Genomic DNA, 23234 nt, shown 5'->3' with positions numbered 1-23234 from the left:
ACAGGTTAACGCAACGATTAGAACTTAGCGTTTACACCAACATAGTACTGACGGCCATAATACTGAATGGTACCCGTATTATATTCTTCACCGAAATAAGACATATTCGGTTCGTCGGTAATGTTACTAACCGAGAACACGCCCTGAAAGGTGTCATTAAACTGGTACGATGCCTGATAGTCAACAATCAGCTCTTCCTTAAAGAAAGCCTGCTGGCTTTGCCCTAATGAAATCTGATTGCCAATATTGTCATCACGGTAACGCACGTTTACACGCGTTGAGAAAACATCGTTGTAGTCGTAGAACACAGCAGCCGACCACACCACCTTAGATAAGCCTGGTAACGGAGACGATTCCGGCGCGCCACCCTGTACTGCCGTAAACTCGTTTTTTAACTCGCTTTCGGTATAAGACACGTTACCGGTGAAGCCTAAACCATTAAACGGCTCTGGTAAAAAACCAAAAGTTTGCGTGTAAGCCAGTTCTACACCTCGGATGTAACCGCCCTCAGCGTTATTAAACTTAGCACTGTAGTTACCTGATGTAACCGGCACGCCCGTTTCAGGGTTTACCGCCGGCACGTCGATACCAACACTGGCAAAGTTAAAGTCTTGCTGAGACGTCTGCTGTACAGTAGACTTGATATCTTTATAGAACAATGCAGCAACAATAGCGCCTTCGGTTTCAGTAAAGTAATGCTCGTATGACAAATCATACTGCACGGCATAAAACGGTTTTAACGCCGGGCTGGTATTAGCATTTAAATCGGCATAGCGAATGCCTTGCTCAACGCGGGTAAAGTCCCATGAACCACCAACCCGCATATCCGGCATTTCAGGCCGCGCCATAACACGGGCAACCGCAAACCGCAGCTGGTCTTCATCGGTCATTTTAAGGTTAAGGTTCATAGAAGGTAAAACATCAGTATAATCAATACCTTGCTCTACCGCATCATAATTGCAACTTTCAACACCGAAGTCATCTGTAATGCAATCACCTGTACCTGGCTCTGGCGAAGACTGCAAACCTGTGCTGCGCTGCTCAGAGCGGATAACACGTACACCCACATTACCGTAAAGCTGCATATTACCCACAGCCATATCTAAATTGGCTTGAGCATAACCGGCAAAGGTGGTTTCGGTAACTATATTGGATTCAAGGAAGCTCCAGGCGTTCGCCCAGCTTTTACCAGCTGAAGTATCAACACCATTAGAAAGTAACCAGGCGTTTTCGATTTGTTGGTTATTCACCGCCAGAAAATCACCGTACTGCGCCATCTCGCCACCAATATTCATTATGCTGTAGTCACCTGGCTGCAACAGGTAAGGCGCAAATGCCTGACGAATTACCGGGTTGTCCGGGTCAGTTAAATCCCAGCTAGATACCCATTTACCGTTACGACGGTCCAGGAAGTCACCATCAGAACCATAGCGATACATTTTACGGTCAAAATCGTGGGTACGCTCAGCCCAACGAACACCAGCTTCAATTGAACTGATATAGTCGCCATCAATAGCATAGTTAAAGTCCAGCTTGGCTGAAGTCGCCTCGTTTTTCTCCCGGTTCGGGTATCTTTCTAAAGCAGTTACCATCATCCGGTTCGGGTCAGACAAGCCAGCAAGGCTGGCAGCATCGATTGCTATCGTTGGCAGGTTAAGCCCGTTCAGCTCGTACTGCACCGAATAATCATTGGTCGCCAACGGGAAATCGGCACGGGCATCATCAAATAACGCCATCCGCACCACGCTATCGAGGTAAATAGATTTACCTGTGGAGTGCGACACGTCAAACGACACCGACAAATCGTCAAAGACCAGGTTAAGGTTAGAGCCGACCGACAACACTTCACTGTTTACAGTACGGTCATCTGATGTCAGCTGAAAACCCATCGGAATACGACCGCCTGGCAAAGGTGCCTGAACTGCATTGCCCGTCGGGTTGCCGCTATATATGCCACCGACAATAACGTCGTTATTGGCACCGGATAATACCGGCTTAGTAAAACCAAAGTTAGGGCCATCAATCAGCGCACCTAAACCATCAAAGAAAATACCGCGGTCTTTGCGCTCAGAATCAAACTTAGAATAAAACGCATCACCCGACCAAGTCAGGGTCTGGGTTGGCATAAAGGTAAACGTCCCTACATAGCCATCACGCAATTCTTTACCGCCACGGGCGTTAAGGTTAAAGCTGGTCGGTACGATATATTTTTTGGCGCCGCCTGCAACCGCATTGCCATCACAATCGACGTCTGAAGTGACTGCTGGGCCGTCATAAGGCAACAGGCCGCAACGTGGTTGAGAATTAACAAACTGGGTAGAAATATTCGGCTGATCAAGTCGGGCATAGCCAAAACCCAGCCCCAGAGTATTATCGAGAAATTTGCCTTGATAGGCGAAACTTAGCCGCGAACCGAATTCATCGGCATCCGGGTGTTCAGAGGCGGTATCGTTATAGCTACCACGCACCTGTACGTTAAAGGTATGTTCTTTGTCGTTCAACAACGGGTTAGCGGTTTTCAGCTCAATGGTACCGGCCACACCGCCTTCAATCAGGCTGGCTTTTTGTGACTTGTACACCTGCGCCGAGTTAATCAGTTCAGACGGATATTGGTCAAACTGTACAGAACGTCCGCCCTGGTTAGAAACCAGCTCGCGGCCGTTTAAGGTAGCAAAGACGAAGTTACCAGATAAACCGCGGATATTCAGCTCGCTTGACTGTCCGCCGGTACGCACAGCGGTAACACCGGGCAAACGCGAAATAGAATCTGCAATGGAAACATCAGGCAGCGCCCCCATATCGTCTGCTGAGACCGCTTCAACCACCGTATCAGCAAACCGTTTAACATTTAGGGATTCAATTAAACTGCGACGAAAGCCTTTTATTTGGATGACTTCAATATCAGCTGTTTCAACTTCTTGCGCGGGAGCTTGCGGTGCTTCTTGCGCCATTACCAGAGATGAAAAAACTGATAACTGCATTCCCCCGACCAGTAACGCTGCAGTTAGCGCGCTAGGTTTGAACGTTTTCATGTGTGTTCCTCAAACGATAATAGTTATTTTTTGAAGAGTTTCCTTTACAGACTACCGGACAACGCGACATTTATTATTATTAACACCGGTCTATAATCAGTTAAGCACTACTGAGAATAGTCCTATTTTACAAGGCAACACATACACGCATTAAACTTAATGCACAGGGGCATGCTGTGACAACCAGATGCATACGTATTCATGCATAATAACTTTCTTATTTACTATACAAGGTTCGGAGTGTTGATTAGATTTACACCGTTGATGTTTCAATCAACAGCGTTGGACCGTTTTTTGTAAACCCATACAGGCACCAAACACACACACACTCGACAGGGTTACAAAGGACTAGCAAAACCGGTTTGGAGGACAAGGCCAGACTGGACATTTATTTAAAATAGCACCTGAAAATAACCAAAAAAAGAAAGTTTTAAGGAGTTATTTGCTATGAGTTTACAATATAAGCCGCTTTCTCTTGTGGCTTTGGCGACTACTGCTGTGCTGTACGGCTGCGGTAGCGACGATTCCGTAGAGAAAACTTACGTCTACGACGACGCCACGAAAACGGGGTTGTGGTGTCCGTTGCCGCAAATCGTGCAAACGGTTGATGCAGACTATTATCCATTAAGCGCAGATGAAATTGCCGCGCTTAAAGCTGCCGCTATGGCTCGTGACGGTGCCGCCTTTGATGCTGCCGAGTTCAATGCTTACACTTACGACTACGACGGCATTAATCTATTTGATGTGTTAGGCCTAACACTGGCAGAGAAAGCGCGTCAGGTTACTGCTAAAGCAGAAGCCCGTGCATTCAAAGTGTCACAAGGACAGCAGGACATCTTTGGTGATGGTTTCGACGCCTGGTTTGACAGCTGGTTTGCCTCAGTACCCCTTACAGATTATCTGGGTAAGTCTGAGCGTTTAAGCAAAGCGAGCCGTGGTAATGAACTGAGTTTAAGTTCAGCTAATAACAGCGAAGAAATTTGTTATACCCCCCCTGCCGCTTGCCCTAACTACTTAGTACCGGATGAGTCAGGCACGTTCACCTGTATTACGCCACTGGATAACCCGTTGGCAGAAGAACAACCAACCGTAGGCTATATGGCGCCAGCTGGCAAAGCCGCTATTTTCTACCGCAGTGCCCAACATATTACCGACGGTGATAACACTGAGGTTTATAAAGACCTAACCATACACACCTGGAACGACCCAGACTGTACTGCCTATCAAGACGAAAGCACCACTGACTGGGGCGTTGGTAAACCTGCCGCGGGTATAGACCCGAATTACGGTATGTACTGGACGATGGATCTGCTGGATTCGCCGGATCAGTGCGGCAATATGATTGTTTATAACAGAGTATCTGGCGCCAAACGGATTTCTGAAGCCGATTTACGTGTGCCGCTGGCCAATTCCGGTCATTTAGCCAACCTGGACAAAATGTCTTACCTGCAAGATGGTATTACAGCAAACAACTACGACGGTAGACTTTATGCCAACCCACATCCACTGCTGGGTGCTGCTGCTGGCGGTAGCAAAGCTTGTGGTTGGGGTTTAGAGCTGGATGTTACCGGCGAAGTCTGTGTTGGTCAGGCCTTGGCCGCTCAATGCCCGGTAGGCACCATAGCTGTAGGTGAAGGCCAGGAAGAAATTGCATCAAAATGTATTCTTGAGTTCGATCCTACCGCAACCACATTGTATTTACGCGGCGGTTTTAATGACTGGGGTACCGCCAACCCAATGAGTTACGCCAACAGCAAATTCCGGCTCAACTTCAGTTATGGTTCACACCCAGAAAGTGCCACACCGGCAGAAGACGGCACGGTAAACTATGGCTTTAAAGTGGCAGACGCTGACTGGGCGGAAGCATCATCCTTTGGTGCAATCAAAGGGGGTGATAGCCCGGCAGTGGGTAGTGAAGTCGCCCTGACAGCCGGAAACGGTGTTGGCCAGGATATGTTTATTGGCTTAAAAGAAGATACCATTTATCAATATGTGCTAAATGCTACTAACCCGGCGGCTGTCACGCTTAAAATCAATGAAGTGCCATTAGCGGTATTCCCGGTAATGACTATTGACGGTGAAATGGTTGAACTGGAATATAGCGGCGCTGGCCAATTTAGTAGCCGGATGACGTTAGCTCCAGATACCTATAGCATTAGTATCGCAGATATGGATGCCGGTTTTGCTGTTGGTGCAGGCACTGATACCACTGTGGTATTAAACCAGCCTTATCCATTGGTTGCAGCAGGTTCAGCACTTAGCCTGACGGTAGGTCAACAGAATGAGTATGACTTTATTCTGGACTTATCAACACCTGATATGCCAACACTGGAAGTGAAACCGGGTAAACCACTGGGTAACACCGCAGTATTTATCCGCGGTTCATTAAATGACTGGCTTGCACCAGCATCTGATGAAATCGTATTTGACGATGCCAGTCGTTCTTATTCGGTTATCTATGGCCTGGAAGCGTCTGAGAATGCGTATCAATTTAAATTTGCCAGTGAAGATTGGTCAACGGTTGACATGGGCTATAGCGCCTTTGATATGTCAGCAGATGCGGATGCTATTCCATTAACTGATGTTGGCGGCAATATTGGTATTAAAGTGGATAAATCAAGCTCTTACCTGTTTAAACTGGATTTTAACGGCGCGAAGCCTGTGCTGAAAGTGTCAGAACTGCCAATATACATACGTGGTGGTATGAATGACTGGCTTGAAGAGGACCAGTTGGCATTTAACGCGACTAATGCGGCTAACAGCAACGAAGCTGGCCATGTTTATGTTAGGACCATAGCGTTAACCACTGACAATGTGTTCTTTAAAGTGGCTACCGCAGATTGGTCGACCGTTAACTTGGGTGCGCCAACTGATGATGGCTTGGCTGTTGAAATTGGCCAAGAAGTATCACTGGCTGCGTCTAACGGCAATCTGGCCATTATGCCGTCTGTGGCAGGCGATTATAAGTTCAGCTTCGACCTGACCAACAAAACGCTGGTAATTACCGGCCCTAACTAAGGCCAGCTAGCGCAATAATAAAGGCCAGAGCGCGAATATGCCTCTGGCCTTTTTTCTGTCTGTAACGTTTTGCCGTCCATATGCCGGCAGGTAACGGTGCAATTCTATAGCGCAGGAGCTAATGATGCATTATAAACGGCCACTGTTTTACTTTATTGCCCTGCTGCTGCCAATACTTATACTGGGGTTGGCTGAGCTTGGCTTGCGTGCAACAGGCTACGGCAACAGCTACCCGTTATTTATTCCAAGCCAGCATTCGAGTGGCTACATCGAACCCAATCAGCAGTTAATACAACGCTATTTTGCACCTGGTAAGGCGCCGAAACTAAGCATAGATACCCAGCTGGTGCTAGCCACAAAGCCAGCGGACAGCTTTCGCATTGTGGTACAAGGCGGCTCTACCGCTGCAGGCTTTCCTTATGGTCGCTGGGGTTCCCTGCAGGCCCTGCTGCAGCAACGCTTTAAACGCAGTTATCCTGAAAAAAATATCGAAGTGATCAATACCGCTATGGCGGCAATAAACAGTTACAGCCTGCTGGACTTTCAAGCCGAAATTGTCGCATTGCAACCCGATTTGGTATTGGTGTACACCGGACATAATGAATTTTTGGGCCTACTGGGTGCAGGCTCTGCTTTAAGCGTCGCCAGCAGCCGTGGCGGTACCTTGCTGTATTTAAAACTTCGAAACTTGCGGCTATTTCAGCTGATGCAGTCTCTATTGCAAACGTTTTCACCCACTGCTACCGCCGACACCGATCAGCGTAGCCTGATGGCAAAGATTGCCCAAGGGGCTGACATTGCAAGCGAAAGCCCGCTGTATCAGGAAACACTAAAGCAGTTTCAGCAAAATTTAGCTCTATTACTTCAAGGCTATCAGCAAGCACAGATACCGGTAATGCTCAGTACGCTGGTGAGCAATGAACGCGATTTAGTTCCGTTCTCTGCAATTGGCATCACAGACTGGCAGGCATTAACGCAACAACTCAGTACATCAGCAACTCTACCGAGCGCCGTGTTACAACACAAAGCCGCTTATGCTTTTGTCCAGGGTCTACAGGCGCTGCAACAAGACGATGCTGTTGCCGCACTGGCCTGGTTAAAACAGGCTCGCGATGATGACAGCCTACGCTTTCGGGCGCCGTCGGCCTTTAACAGCATAATACGTTCGGCAGCCCACACGTATCACGCCACTCTGGTTGATACCGAGCAGTTGTTTCGCCAGCACAGCACTAACGGTATTGTCGGCAATAGCTTGCTGCTTGAACATGTCCATCCTACTGCGCAAGGTTATAGCTTATTGGCTGAAGCGTTTTACCAAGCAATCCGCCAGAGCAATATGTTAGGCGGCGCCATCAGCGCAAACCATGCCGCTATACCAGAAGTGGATATTCCGCTAACCGAATTGGATCAACGATATGCTGCGCTGAAAATAACCAACTTGATGCGTCAGTACCCATTTCGCCAGCCCGACCTACCGCCAGTACCATTCGAAGCACGCGATGCGTTGGACAAATTAGTGCAACAAAGGTTGGCGGGGGTCGACTGGCTAAGCACGCAGCAGGCACTTATCGAGCATTATCTGCGCCAGCAAGATATCGTCAATGCCAGCAAAGCGATGGCGATGCTGGCTGATGCCCTACCGTTTGATGCTTTGCTGTGGCGAGACACCGGCATGTACTACATGCAACTGCAGCAACTGCAGCTGGCAAATTACTACCTGCACCATGCGCTACAACTGGCGCCTGGCAATGTGCGGTTTCTACTACCTTTGGCGCAGTTGTATTTTATGCAGCAACGTTTGGATGACAGCTTATTCTTGCTGCAACAGGCAAAAAAACTGGCACCTACAGACCCACGTATTCAGCGCTTTACCGACAAAGTCACTCAAGCAAAGGTGGCAACCTTAAGTACGCATAAAAAATGACCGGCTACATACGTATTCATCACCAGTTGAATGCCGACTGGCTCTATAGTCTTAATCACAACTGGCATTAGCCAGACATAAAAAGAAAAAAGACAGGGTAAACATATGAACGCAATCTTTCTCGCTCAACCCGCCTGGCGTGGGACAGTGCTGCTCCTGGGCACCTTACTTACAGCCTGCGGCGGAGGCTCAAGTGACACAACCACTACACCAAGCTGCCCGACAGGACAAATCTATGACAACCAGCAAGAGCGCTGTGTTGTTGTTAATACAGCCCCCCAAATTACGTCTGCGGCTACCCTTAGCATTGCCGCTGAACAAGTCAACGGTACTGTGGTGTATACCGCAACAGCCACTGATGCACAAAGCCAAACTATCAGCTGGCAACTTACCGATAGTAAGGCGATTTTTAGCCTGAATGCCAGCAGCGGTGCTTTAACCATTAACAGTGCTGCAAATGCATTGGCTGCGGCAGGCAGTAGTTACAGTATTACGCTAAAAGCAACTGATAGTGTGGGCGCTAGTAGCAACCTTAATGTAGAAGTGACTATTGCCGCCGCGGTAGTCGCTACAGGTCCATCAGTGGTGCCCAGTGCTAGCCAGGGTGTAATCTATTACTTTCGCCCCGATGGCAACTATGACGGCTGGATCCTGCATGCGTGGAATAATAGCAGCTGCAATGCTTACGCAAGCCTGGGTGATGATGAAGGCACCGAGTGGACAACCGGACTAACGCCCGATGGTGTTGATGATATGTACGGCGCTTATTGGCTATTTGATACCAAAGCCGGTGCCAGCTGTGCAAACTTTATTGTGCATAAAGGCGATGCCAAAGAACCTGACAACAATGACCAGAAACTGACTTTCAGCACCGCACGTTGGGCCTTTGTTGTCGCCGGCGTAGGTATTTTTACTGATCCTGCCGATGTGGTATTTGAGCCTGGCTTTAGCATTACTAACGCTGCAGGACACTGGCTGGACAGCGAAACACTGTTATGGAACCAAGACAGCAGCAGCGTTAAGTTGTTAGCGTCTGGCACAGGCAACTTAGATGACAGCTTTACCGCAGATTTAACCTTGCCGTTAAGCCCCACCAGCTTGACTGCGCAACAACGTGCCCGGGTACCTCATTTGGCCGACTGGCATGCTTACGCGTTAAACGCTACCCCTGAGCAGCTAACACAATTAGTAAAATCACAGCTGGTCATTGCGGCTTTCGACAACGAAGATCAACCGATTACTGCCAGCTACGTACAGCAGGCTAAAGCGCTTGATAGCCTGTACACTTCAGGCAGTAATGATGCTGACGAGCAAACGCTGGGGTTGAGCTATCAGACCGATACCATAGTGGTAAAAACCTGGGCACCAACGGCTCAGCAACTGCAACTGAAGGTCTATAACGCTGACAAAACGCAATTTGCCAGTTACCCGATGCAAGAAGGTGCCGACGGCGTATGGCAGTATGCTGCGCCAATTAGTGTTGATCGCAAATACTATCAGTTTGAGGTGGCCGCTTATCATCCGTTGACCCGCCGATTAGAAGTAATGACAGCCACCGATCCCTATTCGGTTAATACGTCTGCCAATGGTCGTTATTCACAGTTTGTAAACCTGACCGATGCCGATTTGTACCCTGCAGGTTGGAATGGTCGGGCAGTACCTACCGTCGATGCGCCAGAAGATGCGGTAATACTGGAAGCTCACCTACGTGACCTTACCATTTTAGACGATACCACCAGCGAGGCTAATCGGGGCAAATATTTAGCCATCACCGAACCAGGCACGGCGGCACGTGTTTACTTACAGGAAATGGCCGATGCCGGTGCAACGCACTTTCATATGCTGCCAGCAAATGATATTGCCACTATTGAGGAACGTCCGTCGCAACAGCTAAGCCTGCAAAATACCGTAAGCGAATTATGCCAGCGCGTGGCCGATGCCCCGGTATGCGGTTCAGTCAGTGGCAGCAGCACCTTATTGGAAGCCTTTAACAGCTTTGACCCTGCCAGCACTGATGCCGCTGCGTTAGCGCAGTCTATGCGGGGTGTTGATGGCTTTAACTGGGGATACGACCCACATCATTTTAATGTTATTGAAGGTAGCTACGCCAGCGACCCAGACAGTGTTGCCCGTATCGTTGAATTTCGTCAAATGGTGCAAACCCTGCAAGCCATTGGTTATCGCGTGGTTTTGGATGTGGTGTACAACCATACCTCATCGTCTGGCCTGAATGACAATTCAGTATTCGATAAGTTGGTACCAGGTTACTACCATCGCTATAACGAAGTGAGTGGTGAAATAGAACGCTCAACTTGCTGCGAAAATACCGCGACAGAACACCGTATGATGGCGAAGTTTATTATTGAGTCATTAGTGCACTGGGCCGACGCGTTTGGTTTGGACGGCTTCCGCTTTGACATCATGGGGCATTTACCGGCGCAGCTTATTATTGATGCACGCAGCGCAGTAGCGTCTGTAGATGCCGATACCTATTTTTACGGTGAAGGCTGGAATTTTGGTGAAGTGGCGAATAACCGCTTGTTTGTGCAAGCAACTCAAGCCAACTTAGCCAATACTGAAGTTGGAACCTTTAACGACCGACCGCGAGATACCCTGCGCGATGCCGCGCTGTCACAAAATAGCGTTAATTTGCAAAATGCCGATCATATCCGCTTAGGTTTAGCCGGCACGCTGCGCGACTACGTTTTAGAAGACAAAGACGGCCAACGTCGCGAAGGCTATCGTTTCTCCCAGTCGTCTTATGCGGACGACCCGGCAGATATTATTAACTATGTCGACAAACACGATAACGAAACACTGTGGGACAAACTGCAATATGCCCTGCCAGATGCTATGTCAGCGGATAACCGCCGCCGTGTGCATAATTTAACCGCAGCCATACCGTTACTAAGCCAGGGCATCCCCTTTTTCCAGCTGGGTATTGACCACCTGCGCTCTAAATCTCTAGATCGCAACAGTTACGACTCTGGCGACTGGTTTAACCGTGTGCATTATGATGGCAACAGCAACAACTGGAACGTTGGCTTGCCAATGGCGCAAGATAATCCAGATCAAAACCGTATCGCGGCGCTGAACGCCAATAGCAATACCGCTGTTGATAGCAACATTATAGGTACATCACGCCAGGTGTTTGCCGAATTTTTACAGATCCGCCGTGATAGTCCATTGCTGCGTTTACGAAATGCCGCTGATGTTATCGACAGAGTAGGCTTTTACAATACCGGACCAACACAAACGCCCGGTGTGATTGCCATGAGCCTGGATGATGGTATTGGTTTAAGCGACATAGACCCTGCAGTTGACGCTATGCTGGTGATAATTAACGGCACTAACGCAGCCATTCAACACACTATTGCTGCCGCGGCAGGTTTCGAGCTGCATGCGTTGCAGCAACAATCTGCTGATGCTCAAACGCGTCTGGCAGCCGCTGCCAATGGTGTGTTTAACGTGCCGGCTTTTACCGCTGCGGTGTTTGTTAAACCGCAACAGGGCGCACAAGGCACTGGCTTGCCAGCAGATCCAGATGGTTTCAGCTCACCTTATGGTGATGCTATTTTGTTTAGCCGCGGCTTTGGTGCTGATACCACTCCTCTAGAGTACGACAACTCAGGCCGTTATAGCGTGTTGATAACGCTAACGCCGGGCAGTTATCAGTTTGATATCAGTGACAATGACAGCATTACACTGGGGAATGCCGAACTAGACGTTGCTGCTGGCTCAATTGCATTAGGTTCAGCTGGCAATTTGTTTAGCGTACAACTGGATACGGCAGGCAGCTATAAGTTGCTGTTGGATGTCACCACGCCAACGCCTCAAATCAGCCTGACACTTAACAACGCTTTAGTTGACTGCGCCTTACCAGACTCGTCTGAACCAGCGCCGTTTGCTATAGCAGGCTCGGGACAATTATACGTGCGCGGTAGTCATTCTGGTTGGGATGCCACCCCTGCGTATCGCATGAGTTACAAAGGCGAGAACAAGTACCAGGCCGTTGCAGATTTTGATGGCGAGTTTGAGTTCAAACTGGCATCGGATGATGGTAGCTGGACTACGCAGTTATGGGCTCAGGATGCCAGTGGCAACATTGATACCAGCAGCCTGACACCAGGTGCAGTTTATCCCGTGGCATACAACGACGCTGGCACCAGCAATAACCGCACAAATCTGGCCGCTGGGCGCTATAGCTTTACGTTGCAGCTAGACAGTGCTAATCCGCCTCGCGGTAGTGCGGTGGGTAGTCTGCAAATTGACCAATGCACACAACCTTAAACTGAGCAGCAACCCCGTTTACCGTGCGGGGTTGCTGTAAATTTAAGCACTAGGGCAACTATTTTAGTTGCATACGTATGCAGCAGGTTTAATAAGAATACAACGTTGATTTATGCTTAAACGGCTTCGCTGCACAGGTTAAAAAACCTTTTGGCGGGCGACCGTTTCATCGCCATAGGAGCGACAGTGAACAGCAACAGCGCAGCATCTTCGTCTGCACAATTACTGCGGGAAGTGCGTCAACATATTCGTCAACAACTGCCTAAGCAACCGTCGCTGGATATGGTTGCTACAGCATTACACATTAGTAACCGTACACTGCAACGCTTGTTGCAACAGCAGCAAACCCGGTTTCGTGATTTGCTGGCACATTGCCGCCATCAAGCCGCTTTGCACTATCTGGCGAATAGCGATCTCAGCCTGCAACAAATTGCTTATCAACTCGGGTTTGAAGAGCAAAGCAGTTTTCAAAAAGCATTTAAGTGCTGGCAAGGCTGTTCACCGGGTGTTTTTCGTCAGCACAAACAAGCAGCCGTTAACTGGTCACAACACAATAAGGCGCACCATGCGCAGTTACAGGTGAATTATGGAATTAATTAAGCAACTCGCTGCTTTAGCGGGTCTGCAAGACAGCTATGTGCATGCCCAAGGCCACACTGAAGTGATTGACCTGGACAAACAGCAAGCCATATTGCTGGCAATGGGCTTTGACTTATCCTCTGAACAAACGATTCAACAACAGATAGACCAGTTGACAGAGCAGCCCTGGTTGGAGGTTATTCCGCCAGTAACCGTCTGCGAGTATGGCCAACCTGTGCAGGTGCGGTTACAACAGTTACAACATGCCGCTGTTAGCGACTGGCAATGGCAAATTACCACAGAAGATTTGCAGGTATTTAGCGGTAAGATCAGTGTCAATGCCAGTGATATTGCTGCCAAGCAGCAAACCCGTCAAGGTGTTGTACTGGCAGCAAACCTGAGCATCGATGTCAGCCTGGAGCTGGGTTACCACCAACTTGAGTTTAGTAGTGGTGTACACACTTACCAACAGCAGCTTATTGTTACACCACAGCGCTGCTTTCAGCTGCACGATAAAGCCGTACTGCACAAAACCTTTGGTCCGGCCATTCAACTGTATGCGGTAAAATCGGCACGAAATTGGGGTATTGGCGACTTTGCAGATTTACAGCAGATGGTCGCAACACTTGCCGTACAGGGTGTTGATTTTATTGGCCTTAACCCACTACATGCACTTTATCCAGAACTACCGCAAGACTGCAGCCCTTACAGCCCCAACAGCAGATTGTGGCTTAATACTGAATATGTTGCGCTGGAAATGACAGAAGAATACTCCTTTTGTCTTGAGGCGCAGCGGCTATTTGACTCTGCTGATTTTCAGCAACGCTTGCAGCAGGCCCGAAGTTGCAGCGATGTTGACTACGTTTCAGTCGCAGCATTAAAAAAACAGATATCGGTGTTACTCTTTCAGCAGTTTAAACAACAGCACTTACAGCAAGACACGGTAAGGGCCAAACAATTTCAACGCTTTGTCCAGGATAGCGGCGATAGTTTACGCCAGCTTGCTATTCATCAGGTGTTACAGGGTCAGCTGTTTGAACAAGACTGGAGCATGGCGGCGTGGCAGAACTTCCCTACTGAGCTTCGTGACCCAAGCAGTCAGGCTGTTGCCGACTTTGCACACCAGCATCAAGATGCCATCGACCGCCTACTGTATCTGCAATGGCAAGCGCAGCAACAACTGGCTGATGTGAAACGTGCATGTCAGAAACATGGTATGGCGATTGGTTTGTATTGTGATGTCGCCGTTGGCGCCAGCCGAAGCAGTGCTGAAAGCTGGGGTGCACCAGAAGACTTTCTAATGAACCTGAGTGTCGGCGCGCCCGCTGACATTATGGCGCCTAAAGGCCAAAACTGGGGATTGCTGGCTTATAACCCAAGAACCTTGCGACAAAAGGCTTACAAACCCTTTATTGACCTTATTCAGGCCAATATGCGTTATGCCGGCGCTTTGAGGCTCGACCACGTTATGGCATTGTTGCGCTTATGGTGCTGCCCTATTGGCACTGATGCCACAGCGGGCGCTTACATTCGCTTTCCAGCAGCAGATTTGTTTGCCATTTTAGCGTTGGAAAGTCAGCGCAATAGCTGTGTTGTGATTGGTGAAGACTTAGGCACGGTACCGGTAGAAATTAGTCATTTAATGGCACAGTATCAGGTGTTGTCATACCGGGTATTTATGTTAGAGCAAAAAGCCGGTAGTTATGATCATGCCGCGCAAACCTACCCGGAATTAGCCCTGGCTACCGTGACGACACATGACATGCCAACACTGGTAGGCTACTGGCAACAACATGACTTAGCCCTGCGCCATCAGCTGGATTTATTTCCCAATGCTCAGGTAGCCGATAGCCTACATCAATTGCGTGCAGATGAAAAACAGTTGATGAGTCAACGTTTACAGTTGACTGAGGGCGATTTTGCCAGCCTGATCCATAAAAGCCACTTATTTGCTGCGCAGCAACCGGCAAAATTACTGGCTTTCCAATTGGAAGACTTATTGTTAATGGAAACACCGGTAAATATTCCGGGCACCAGCACTGAGTACCCAAACTGGCAGCGAAAACTGGTAAAAAATATAGATGAAATTTTAGCCGACACGTCAGTAAAACAATTGATTGATGCGATAAGACAAGCACGCCACTGATCATCACTGAGTGATGTAAAGGGCAGCGTTTCAGCTGCCCTTTTTGTCGTCAAATCACGGCATTATACTGCGGCAAAAACGAACCTTTCACTCGATAAATTAGAAATTATCTTACATTCACGCTTATTCATTACTAATTCATTTACAGACAATTAGCATGCTGGTCGCACATCAAATAGACAAAATGTTTACTTGGTATAGCTTATTGTTTCGAATGTAAGCTTTAAAACAAAATTATTGCCAAAAATAAGCAATCATGTGATAAAGCGGACCGCATTTTGCTGTTAAATAAAAAAGGACCTTGTATGTTATTTAAAAATGTCGCACTTCTATCAACTTTGCTGGCTTGTGGTGCTGTATATGCAGAGAATATGCCTAGTTATCAATATGTTGAAGGATCATTTGAACGCATTTCACAATCAGGTGAAGACAGTTTCTCAGAAACAGGTTTTGGCGTAAAAACAGCTTGGCAAATTAGCGAGAACTGGTTTATCGGTGCAAAGTGGGATCGCTTTAGTAGCGACGAATCTGAAAGCGAAAGTTTTGATAACGAGCGATTTAACGAAACAACAGAACTGACGTTAGATCGTTATTATTTAGGGGCGGGTTATATCATACCAGTAAGTGACGTTAGCAATATCAGCGTGGCAGCTTATTTGGGTAGTTATCGTATTTCGGCTAAAACAACGGTTTCAGCTTTTATTGATGACCAACAAATTTTGTCGGAGTCATATAGCGGCAACAGCACTGAAAACTCAGTAAAATTGGAAACCCTATTACGCTCAAATATCAGCGAGCAGCTGGAAGTTTCGGCCAAGATATTTTATGAATATCTTAATATGTCTCAACTGGATAATAAGAGCCAGTATGGTATTGGTGTAGGCGCGCAGTATCACCTGGGCACTAATTTAGCATTAACTGCTGACGCCACGTATGGCAAGGTGCTGGATGAAAATACGACACAACTTGGTTTGGGCTTACGTTACAACTTCTAACCTGTAACCAAAAACGATTAAAGGGCAGTAATAACTGCCCTTTTCTGCTCTTAATAGATATGTACAGCCCGCTTTACCAGATTTTTACCCGCACTTTTTCATCGCGATACATACCATCGCCAGGTTTAACGTCATACGCCTGATAAAACTGCGGCATGTTAGATAAGGTACCCAGCACTCGGTACATACCCGGAGAGTGTGGTCCGGTAATCACTTGTTGACGCAATGCTTCGTCACGGAATTTAATTCGCCATACTTGCGCCCAACCCTTAAAGAAGCGCTGCTCTGGGGTAAAACCGTCAATATTGAGGCCACTTTCGCCATTAAGTGAGTTTTGGTACGCCTTATACGACACCGTTAAGCCGCCTAAGTCAGCAATGTTTTCACCCAGCCCCAATGCGCCCTGTAAATGCAGATCGTCGATGGGATTAAACGCACTATATTGATCAACCATTAACTGAGCTCGTTGCTGAAACTGTGCGGCATCTTGCTCTGTCCACCAGTCGCGTAAGTTTCCATCACCGTCAGACCGGCGGCCCTGATCGTCAAATCCGTGCGTAAACTCGTGGCCAATAACGCCACCAATAGCACCGTAATTAACTGCATCATCGGCATCAACGTTAAAAAACGGCGGTTGCAAAATTGCAGCCGGAAACACAATTTCGTTCATGGTAGAGCTGTAATAAGCATTTACTGTTTGCGGTGTCATGCCCCAGTCACTTCGATCAACCGGCTGACCTAGCCGGCCAATAGTTCGCTGGTATTCACACTCAGCACTGCGTCGCAGGTTACCTATTAAATCGGCGGCATTAATTTCAACACAGCTGTAATCGCGCCACTTATCGGGATAGCCAATTTTAGTATTAAACTTAGCTAACTTAATTTGTGCCTGCTTTTTAGTTACCGGGCTCATCCATTCCAGCTCATCGATAGACTGGCGAAACGCCACACGCAGGTTTTCAATCATCTTATCCATACGCGCTTTAGCTTCTGGCTTAAAGTATTGCTCTACATATTTTTTACCCACCATAAAACCAAGATTGGTATCAACCAAACTAACCGCTCGTTTTTCGCGTGAGCGCTGTTCTTTTAGCCCGTTTAAGGTCGCGCCGTAAAAATCAAAGCTGGCGTCGACAAACGCTTTACTCAGGTTATTGGCATTGCTGCGCAGCAAGTGGAATGTTAAATACTGCTGCCATTGCGCCACTGGCGTTTCTGCTTGTAGCTTGGCAAACGCCGTAAAGTAACTGGGTTGGCGAACCACCAGCTCACTAACGTTCCCAAGACCCGCGGCGGATAAAAAAGCGTGCCAGTCAAAACCTGGGGCCAACGCAGTTAGCTCTGTCACGGTTAGCTTATTGTAGGTTGCATTACGATTACGGTTTTCTATGCGTGACCAATGATTAGTGGCAATTTGCTTTTCTAATGCGACAATATTTGCCGCAGCTTGTTGAGCATTTTCCATACCTGCAAGCGTCCACAAGGTGGCAATAAACGCTTGATATTTATTCAGCAGCTCTACGGAGCGCGGATCGTCTTTTAAATAGTAATCACGGTCTGGTAAACCAAGACCACTTTGTGAAGCGCCGGTGATGTATTGGGTTGATTGCTTTTGATCCTGACCAACATACACCACCACTGGTGTACCAACACGATAGCGCTGCCAACCGCCCCACAATTCGGTTAAATCTGCATGTGTTTTAATATTTTCGATGCTGGCTAGCTCGCCACGTAGTGGGTTTAACCCCAACACTTCAGCGCGCTCTTCATCGAGAAATGACTGATATAAGTCAGCAATTTTTTGTTCATCTGAGCCAGCGCTATGTTGCTCATCCGCCAGTTGCTGCACAATAGCCAAAACCTGTTGTTCTGCATTTTCGCGTAATTCATCAAAGCTACCCCAGCGTGCTTTATCGGCTGGGATCTCAGTATTGTCGAGCCAGTTGCCATTTACATAACGGAAAAAATCTTGCTGAGGTACAACGGTGGTGTCCATATTAGCCAGTTCTATGCCTGAACTTAAGCCTGATGATTGCTGCTGCACAACGGTGCTGTCCTTGGTAGCCGTACTGTTTGAGCAAGACGCCAAACCCAATGCCAGCGCTACACTTAGCGCCACTGTGGTGAGTTTCTTCATGTGTTATTCCTGGTTATTATTTCTATTTGTTATATGTATTTGTTATTTCTGTGTGTTCATCGTTTTAACATTGCCCAGTGTAGGAGCAAGATTATTGCTGTAAAGCTATTAAGGGGTAATTCGGCCACCGGCTGCGACAAATAACCGATAAAAGCAAACCGATATAACTTGAACTACGCAGCGATTTTGCGCAGGATCACCAGCGAATAGTTAATTATAGGAATTACCATGCTAGACACTGCCTTAACATCTCTTACCGGATTACCTGCTTTTGCTGCCTACTTTGTGCTGGCAGTTGTGTTATTACTGGTTTTTGTCCGGCTATATACCTGGGTAACACCACATGACGAGTTTGGTTTAATTCGTGCCAATAATTCAGCAGCAGCGTTAGCATTTGGTGGTGCATTAATCGGCTTCGCCTGGCCACTCTCCAGTGCGATAACCCACTCCATGTCGTTGTTAGATTGTGCGATTTGGGGCGCAATCGCTTTAGTCGTGCAGGTACTGACTTTTCTGCTAACAAGTGCAGCACTAAAACAGCTACCTCAGCGTATTACTCAAGGTGAGCTGGCAGCGGGCATCTTCTCTGCAGCCTGTTCAATTTCGGTCGGTATGCTAAACGCCGCCTGCATGAGCTATTAAGGAGTACCACATGAGTAAGCAATTTAAACGTAGTAAAACCGCCCGTTTAATTATGATGGTGCCTGCTGCAAGTATGGTGTTGGCCGGCTGTGGCGAGAAACCTGTAGACGTTCAGGTATTTAACACGCCTGACGAATGCGCGGCTTACTATAATCCGCCGGCAGAATGCCAAGCGGCCTTTGCAGAGGCTAAGGCGCTGCACCCGCAAGTTGCCCCGCGTTACGCCAACAAGCAGGAATGCGAAACAGACTTTGGTCTCGGCCAATGTGAAACCGCGCCAGTGCTTACGGCAAATAATACGTCGTCAGCCAGTGTTAACGAGCAGCCACAGCAACAAAGCCAACAGAGCAGTGGTTTTTTTATGCCGATGATGATGGGCTTTATGGCGGGACAAATGCTAAACCGCGGTGGCATGGCCAGCGCGCCACAGCAACAAACGGCTAATGCCAGCCGCAGCCCTGTTGCCAACCAACCGCTATATAAATCCCGTGATGATCGCAGTACATTTCGTACCGCTACCAACACAGCGGTAGCCTCTCAACCTGGCGCTACCAGTATTCGCCCGTCTGCAGTTCAACCAAAGCCTGCCGCCATGGCGCGCCGGGGTGGCTTTGGTGCCCAAGCGGCGAAACGCAGTAGCAGCAGTTATGGTGGATAACCTAATATGAAGCGGATTAACAGTAACCCCAGACCCGGCTGGAAAGCCTTTGCCGAAAGCGTCGGCTTTAACTTTCATACCTTTGACGGTGAGCCTTACTGGGATGAAACCGCCTACTATCAGTTTACTCTGTCTCAAATAGAACACGATCTGGAAGCTCCAACCGAAGAGTTGCATCAGATGGCGCTGGATTTAGTCGATGATATTGTCAACGATGAGCAGAAGCTGCAACAACTGGCTATACCTCAACGTTTTTGGGATACGGTGCGCCAAAGCTGGCACAGCCAACAACCCCACCTTTATGGCAGGATGGATTTCAGCTATAACGGCACTGGCCCTGCCAAGCTGCTAGAGCTAAATTACGATACACCTACCTCCTTATATGAAACCGGCTTTTTTCAGTGGGTTTGGTTAGAAGACCAATTAATGCGAGGCGAGCTGCCACAGGGCGCCGACCAGTTCAACTCACTACAGGATAAGTTGCAGCAAGCTTTCAGCGAGCTTAGCCTGCCACAACCATTCTACTTTGCCAGCGTCACTGAAAGCATAGAAGACAAAGGCACCGTTGATTACCTAATGGATATCGCACTGCAAGCCGGGGTTAATTGCCGCTATCTGCAGCTTGAACAATTAGGCGATATTGATGGCCAGCTGGTTGATTTAGACGGTTTTCCAATTCACGGTTTATTTAAATTGTACCCGTGGGAATTTATGTTGCAGGAAGAGTTTTCCAGCACCCTACTCACCAGCCAAACCCAATTTATTGAACCGTTGTGGAAATGCCTGTTATCAAACAAAGGCATATTGCCTTTGCTGTGGCAAAAATATCAGGGACACCCTAACCTTTTACCCGCTTTTTTTGACGATGGCAGTGCATTACAAAGTGGTTGGGTTCGCAAACCACTTTTCTCACGCGAAGGCGCCAATATTGAGTTGGTTGATAGTAGCGGTAAGGTGTTAAAACAAGATGGTCCCTACAACGACAGCGGTTATATCCGTCAGGCATTAGCTTCTTTGCCGCAGTTTGACGACAACTATACGCTAATTGGCAGTTGGGTCGTGGGTGACAGTGCAGCCGGTATCTGCATTCGTGAAGATAACAGCCCTATTACCAAAGACAGCTCGCGTTTTTTACCGCATATTATTGTCGACTGATACTTAACAATGCGTAAGGCGGTATTGCATTCCCTTGCGCATTGTTAACACCTTTCCCTATAACACTTATTTTGGCCCGATCATCTGTAAAAAATATCGTCATCTCTTTGTAAAAAAATTCCTCTCAATTTCAAGTATTTACACTTCAATCAAATAAATATCATAAAAAAATCTTGTTGATTTTTTGACAACGCTGTCATTTTTGTCATATTCAGCATTGCTCATTTTTCAAACAGCATGGAGCAATATTGTCGGGCGGGAAATAAATAAAATGTGCAATTCAAAGCGTTGTTCGACTGCAGTAAAGTGCAGTGCAACCCCAATAAAAAAATAACTACATAAGTAACACCATTGGAGGAAGTTATGTTTAAACATGCAGTTAAAGGCTGTGGTGGTATTTCACTACTGCTGCTCGCCGCCAGTATTCAGGCCGCGACACCTAATGCCCCGGTTATCAGTTGGATGGCAACAGACTACACCCTGCAAAACGGTAGTGTGCAGGTACCTGTTCGCTGGGATATGTGGTGGGGTACCAATGGAAACAAGTGGTATTTAGCCAAAAATGACAGCGTTGTCTTTGATGGTAGCCTTAGTATCAACGGCCAGAATGCGCAAAACGGTAGCACTAGCTTACTAATCACCCAACCTGGCAGTTATCAGCTTCAAGTCACGTTGTGTCAGGTGAATGGTGCGACTGAGGAATGTGCACAAAGCGGCATAACAACTATTAATGTAAGCGGTAATGCTGGCACTGATCCGGTTGATCCTGACCCTATAGACCCGGATCCAATCGACCCTGATCCGGTTGACCCAGATCCAGTAGCCCCTGGCCCAATTGACCCAACTGCACCGGCCAAGCCAGCATTTGGCTGGAGTGAAAATAGCGTTACGCTAACCGGCGCTAGTGTCAGCTTAAACCTGGCTTGGAATATGTGGTGGGGCAACAATGGCAATCTGTGGCAGCTAAAGCAAAACGGTACCGTAGTGCATAGCGCCAGCCTTAGCAGCGCCAGTCCGGCAGCACAAAGTGGCAGCCATAGTGTCAATTTCACCAGCACTGGCAGTTATGACTTTGTTATCAGCCTGTGCCAACAAAGCAGCGATGCACTGCTGTGCACCGACAGCGACGTAAAAACCGTTAATGTGGTGTCAGGTTCCGGTGGCGGCGATAATGGTGGTGGTGACGGCAGCTTCGATCCCTGGACTGATCTGGATATGACCGCCTGGCCACATCCGTTAAAGCAAAATAACGTGGCTTATAACAACACTACCGGTAAAAAAGTCGGTGCTTATTTTGTTGAATGGGGCGTTTATGGCCGCGCCTTTAATGCTGCCGATATTCCAGCACAAAACCTCACCCACATTTATTATGGTTTTATCCCGCTATGTGGCGACAACCCGTCATTACAAGCCGCTAATCCGCAAGGGTATGCTGCGCTAAACAGCCAATGTGCCGGCAAACCAGACTACTCTGTGGTAGTGCATGATAAATTTGCAGCACTGGAAAAAGGCTACCCAGGTGATGTGTGGGATCAACCAATCCGCGGTATTTTTGCTGAACTGTACCGGCTTAAACAAGCGCACCCGCATATCAAAATTCTACCTTCTGTTGGCGGCTGGACCTTATCTGATCCGTTGTATCAGGTGGGCGTAGACCCAGCAGCACGAGCGGTGTTTATTGATTCGATTATCGATTTTATCCGCACCTACGACTTCTTTGACGGCATTGATATCGACTGGGAATTCCCAGGTGGCGGCGGCGCAACACCAGAGCTTGGCAGTGCACAGGATGGTGCCGGTTTCGCCACCTTAATGCAGGAACTGCGCGCAGCATTGGATGCACTTGAGGTAGAAACCGGTCGCGAATATGAATTAGCGGCGGCAATGTCTGGCGGTGTGGAGAAACTCAGTGTGGTGGACTGGGAAGATGCCGCACCACATATGGATTACATCAACCTGATGACCTACGACTACTATGGCGCCTGGAACGGCGTACTAGGCCATCAAACCGGACTATATCCATCACCGAACTCACCCATTGTTGGCTTTAGCGCCGATGAAGCAGTGCAGTACCTGCTAAACCGTGGCGTTCCAGCGGGGAAAATTGCCTTAGGTGCCGCTATGTATGGTCGCGGCTGGCAGAATGTGTCGGATACCACCGGGGGCAATCCGTTCACCGGCACTGGTGGCGATGGCATTACCGGCGGTTGGGAGCGCGGCATTATGGACTACAAAAAAATCGAAGCCGATTTTATGGGCGGGCCCGATGCCAGCGGCGTTAACGGCTTTACTGTGGGCTGGGATGATACCGCCAAAGCCAGTTATGTCTGGAACCCGACGACCAATACGTTGATTAGTATTGATACCAAGCGTTCGGTGCGTGAAAAAGGCGCATACATACTTCAGCATCAACTGGGGGGTATTTTCGCCTGGGAAATTGATGCCGACAATGGCCATATTTTAAATGCGATGCACGAAGGCTTAGGCCATCCGCAGCAATAACTGATATTGCCGACTGGTTGTCGCAGCGAAGTATAGCGAGAACCGGCTTGCTCTAAACCAACCGTTGCAGCCCCGGATGGGCGGAAACGAGCCTACATGGATGTATTTACGGCGTGTTGGTGTGAGTAAGCCGATTCGACCCGAAGCAACCTGACT

General features: G+C 48.2%; 12 protein-coding genes. 10 read left to right on the top strand and 2 right to left on the bottom strand.

The window, feature by feature from the left end:
• Positions 1-17 precede the first annotated feature (17 nt).
• Complete coding sequence (locus tag ORJ00_RS06265) at positions 18-3032, bottom strand: TonB-dependent receptor (RefSeq protein WP_306139324.1); 3015 nt, start codon at positions 3030-3032, stop codon at positions 18-20.
• A 447-nt stretch (positions 3033-3479) separates the two neighbouring features.
• Here ORJ00_RS06265 and ORJ00_RS06260 point away from each other — a divergent pair, with 447 nt between their 5' ends.
• The 6 genes from ORJ00_RS06260 (at position 3480) to ORJ00_RS06235 (ending at position 15984) form a co-directional block, all read left to right on the top strand.
• Entirely contained in the window at positions 3480-6050 is a 2571-nt protein-coding gene (locus tag ORJ00_RS06260) for an early set domain-containing protein (RefSeq protein WP_306139323.1), read from the top strand.
• A gap of 121 nt (positions 6051-6171) precedes the next feature.
• Positions 6172-7974 (top strand): tetratricopeptide repeat protein, encoded by a 1803-nt coding sequence (locus tag ORJ00_RS06255; protein WP_306139322.1) that lies wholly within the window; start codon positions 6172-6174, stop codon positions 7972-7974.
• 105 nt (positions 7975-8079) lie between these two features.
• Positions 8080-12264: an alpha-1,6-glucosidase domain-containing protein gene (locus ORJ00_RS06250; RefSeq protein WP_306139321.1), complete on the top strand. Its 4185-nt coding sequence runs from the start codon at positions 8080-8082 to the stop codon at positions 12262-12264.
• Between the two features lie 186 nt (positions 12265-12450).
• Positions 12451-12864 carry a helix-turn-helix domain-containing protein gene (locus ORJ00_RS06245; RefSeq protein WP_240474842.1) on the top strand — a complete coding sequence of 138 codons (414 nt, stop codon included), beginning with the start codon at positions 12451-12453 and terminating at the stop codon, positions 12862-12864.
• Entirely contained in the window at positions 12851-14989 is a 2139-nt protein-coding gene (malQ, locus tag ORJ00_RS06240) for a 4-alpha-glucanotransferase (RefSeq protein ID WP_306136990.1), read from the top strand. Before ORJ00_RS06245 ends, malQ begins: the two co-directional genes overlap by 14 nt.
• 305 nt (positions 14990-15294) lie before the next feature.
• Entirely contained in the window at positions 15295-15984 is a 690-nt protein-coding gene (locus ORJ00_RS06235; protein ID WP_306139319.1) for an outer membrane beta-barrel protein, read from the top strand.
• 73 nt (positions 15985-16057) lie between these two features.
• Here ORJ00_RS06235 and ORJ00_RS06230 read toward each other — a convergent pair whose 3' ends face one another.
• Positions 16058-18121, bottom strand: coding sequence for a M13 family metallopeptidase (locus ORJ00_RS06230; RefSeq protein ID WP_306139318.1), 2064 nt, complete (start codon positions 18119-18121; stop codon positions 16058-16060).
• A 228-nt stretch (positions 18122-18349) separates the two neighbouring features.
• On the opposite strand from ORJ00_RS06230, the gene ORJ00_RS06225 reads away from it, so the two are divergent.
• The 4 genes from ORJ00_RS06225 to ORJ00_RS06210 all read left to right on the top strand — a co-directional run bounded on the left by ORJ00_RS06225 (position 18350) and on the right by ORJ00_RS06210 (position 23078).
• The gene (locus ORJ00_RS06225) at positions 18350-18763 is read left to right on the top strand and encodes a DUF350 domain-containing protein (RefSeq protein WP_027670604.1); all 414 of its coding nucleotides are present in this window, start codon (positions 18350-18352) and stop codon (positions 18761-18763) included.
• Between the two features lie 10 nt (positions 18764-18773).
• Positions 18774-19421: a DUF1190 domain-containing protein gene (locus ORJ00_RS06220; RefSeq protein ID WP_027670605.1), complete on the top strand. Its 648-nt coding sequence runs from the start codon at positions 18774-18776 to the stop codon at positions 19419-19421.
• Between the two features lie 6 nt (positions 19422-19427).
• On the top strand, positions 19428-20576 hold the full coding sequence (locus ORJ00_RS06215) for a glutathionylspermidine synthase family protein (protein WP_027670606.1): 1149 nt from the start codon (positions 19428-19430) through the stop codon (positions 20574-20576).
• A gap of 363 nt (positions 20577-20939) precedes the next feature.
• The gene (locus ORJ00_RS06210) at positions 20940-23078 is read left to right on the top strand and encodes a glycosyl hydrolase family 18 protein (protein WP_306139317.1); all 2139 of its coding nucleotides are present in this window, start codon (positions 20940-20942) and stop codon (positions 23076-23078) included.
• Positions 23079-23234 lie beyond the last annotated feature (156 nt).

This window comes from Rheinheimera baltica, from assembly GCF_030731985.1.
Taxonomy (GTDB): domain Bacteria; phylum Pseudomonadota; class Gammaproteobacteria; order Enterobacterales; family Alteromonadaceae; genus Alishewanella; species Alishewanella baltica.
This window is presented reverse-complemented; position numbering and strand designations above follow the sequence as displayed.

Excerpts from the sequence above, each read along its gene's own strand:
- ORJ00_RS06215 (WP_027670606.1), top strand. The coding sequence starts at position 19,428 with ATGAAGCGGATTAACAGTAACCCCAGACCCGGCTGGAAAGCCTTTGCC.
- ORJ00_RS06210 (WP_306139317.1), top strand. The coding sequence starts at position 20,940 with ATGTTTAAACATGCAGTTAAAGGCTGTGGTGGTATTTCACTACTGCTG.
- ORJ00_RS06250 (WP_306139321.1), top strand. The coding sequence starts at position 8,080 with ATGAACGCAATCTTTCTCGCTCAACCCGCCTGGCGTGGGACAGTGCTG.
- ORJ00_RS06265 (WP_306139324.1), bottom strand. The coding sequence starts at position 3,032 with ATGAAAACGTTCAAACCTAGCGCGCTAACTGCAGCGTTACTGGTCGGG.
- ORJ00_RS06260 (WP_306139323.1), top strand. The coding sequence starts at position 3,480 with ATGAGTTTACAATATAAGCCGCTTTCTCTTGTGGCTTTGGCGACTACT.
- ORJ00_RS06230 (WP_306139318.1), bottom strand. The coding sequence starts at position 18,121 with ATGAAGAAACTCACCACAGTGGCGCTAAGTGTAGCGCTGGCATTGGGT.
- ORJ00_RS06225 (WP_027670604.1), top strand. The coding sequence starts at position 18,350 with ATGCTAGACACTGCCTTAACATCTCTTACCGGATTACCTGCTTTTGCT.
- ORJ00_RS06255 (WP_306139322.1), top strand. The coding sequence starts at position 6,172 with ATGATGCATTATAAACGGCCACTGTTTTACTTTATTGCCCTGCTGCTG.
- malQ (WP_306136990.1), top strand. The coding sequence starts at position 12,851 with ATGGAATTAATTAAGCAACTCGCTGCTTTAGCGGGTCTGCAAGACAGC.
- ORJ00_RS06235 (WP_306139319.1), top strand. The coding sequence starts at position 15,295 with ATGTTATTTAAAAATGTCGCACTTCTATCAACTTTGCTGGCTTGTGGT.
- ORJ00_RS06220 (WP_027670605.1), top strand. The coding sequence starts at position 18,774 with ATGAGTAAGCAATTTAAACGTAGTAAAACCGCCCGTTTAATTATGATG.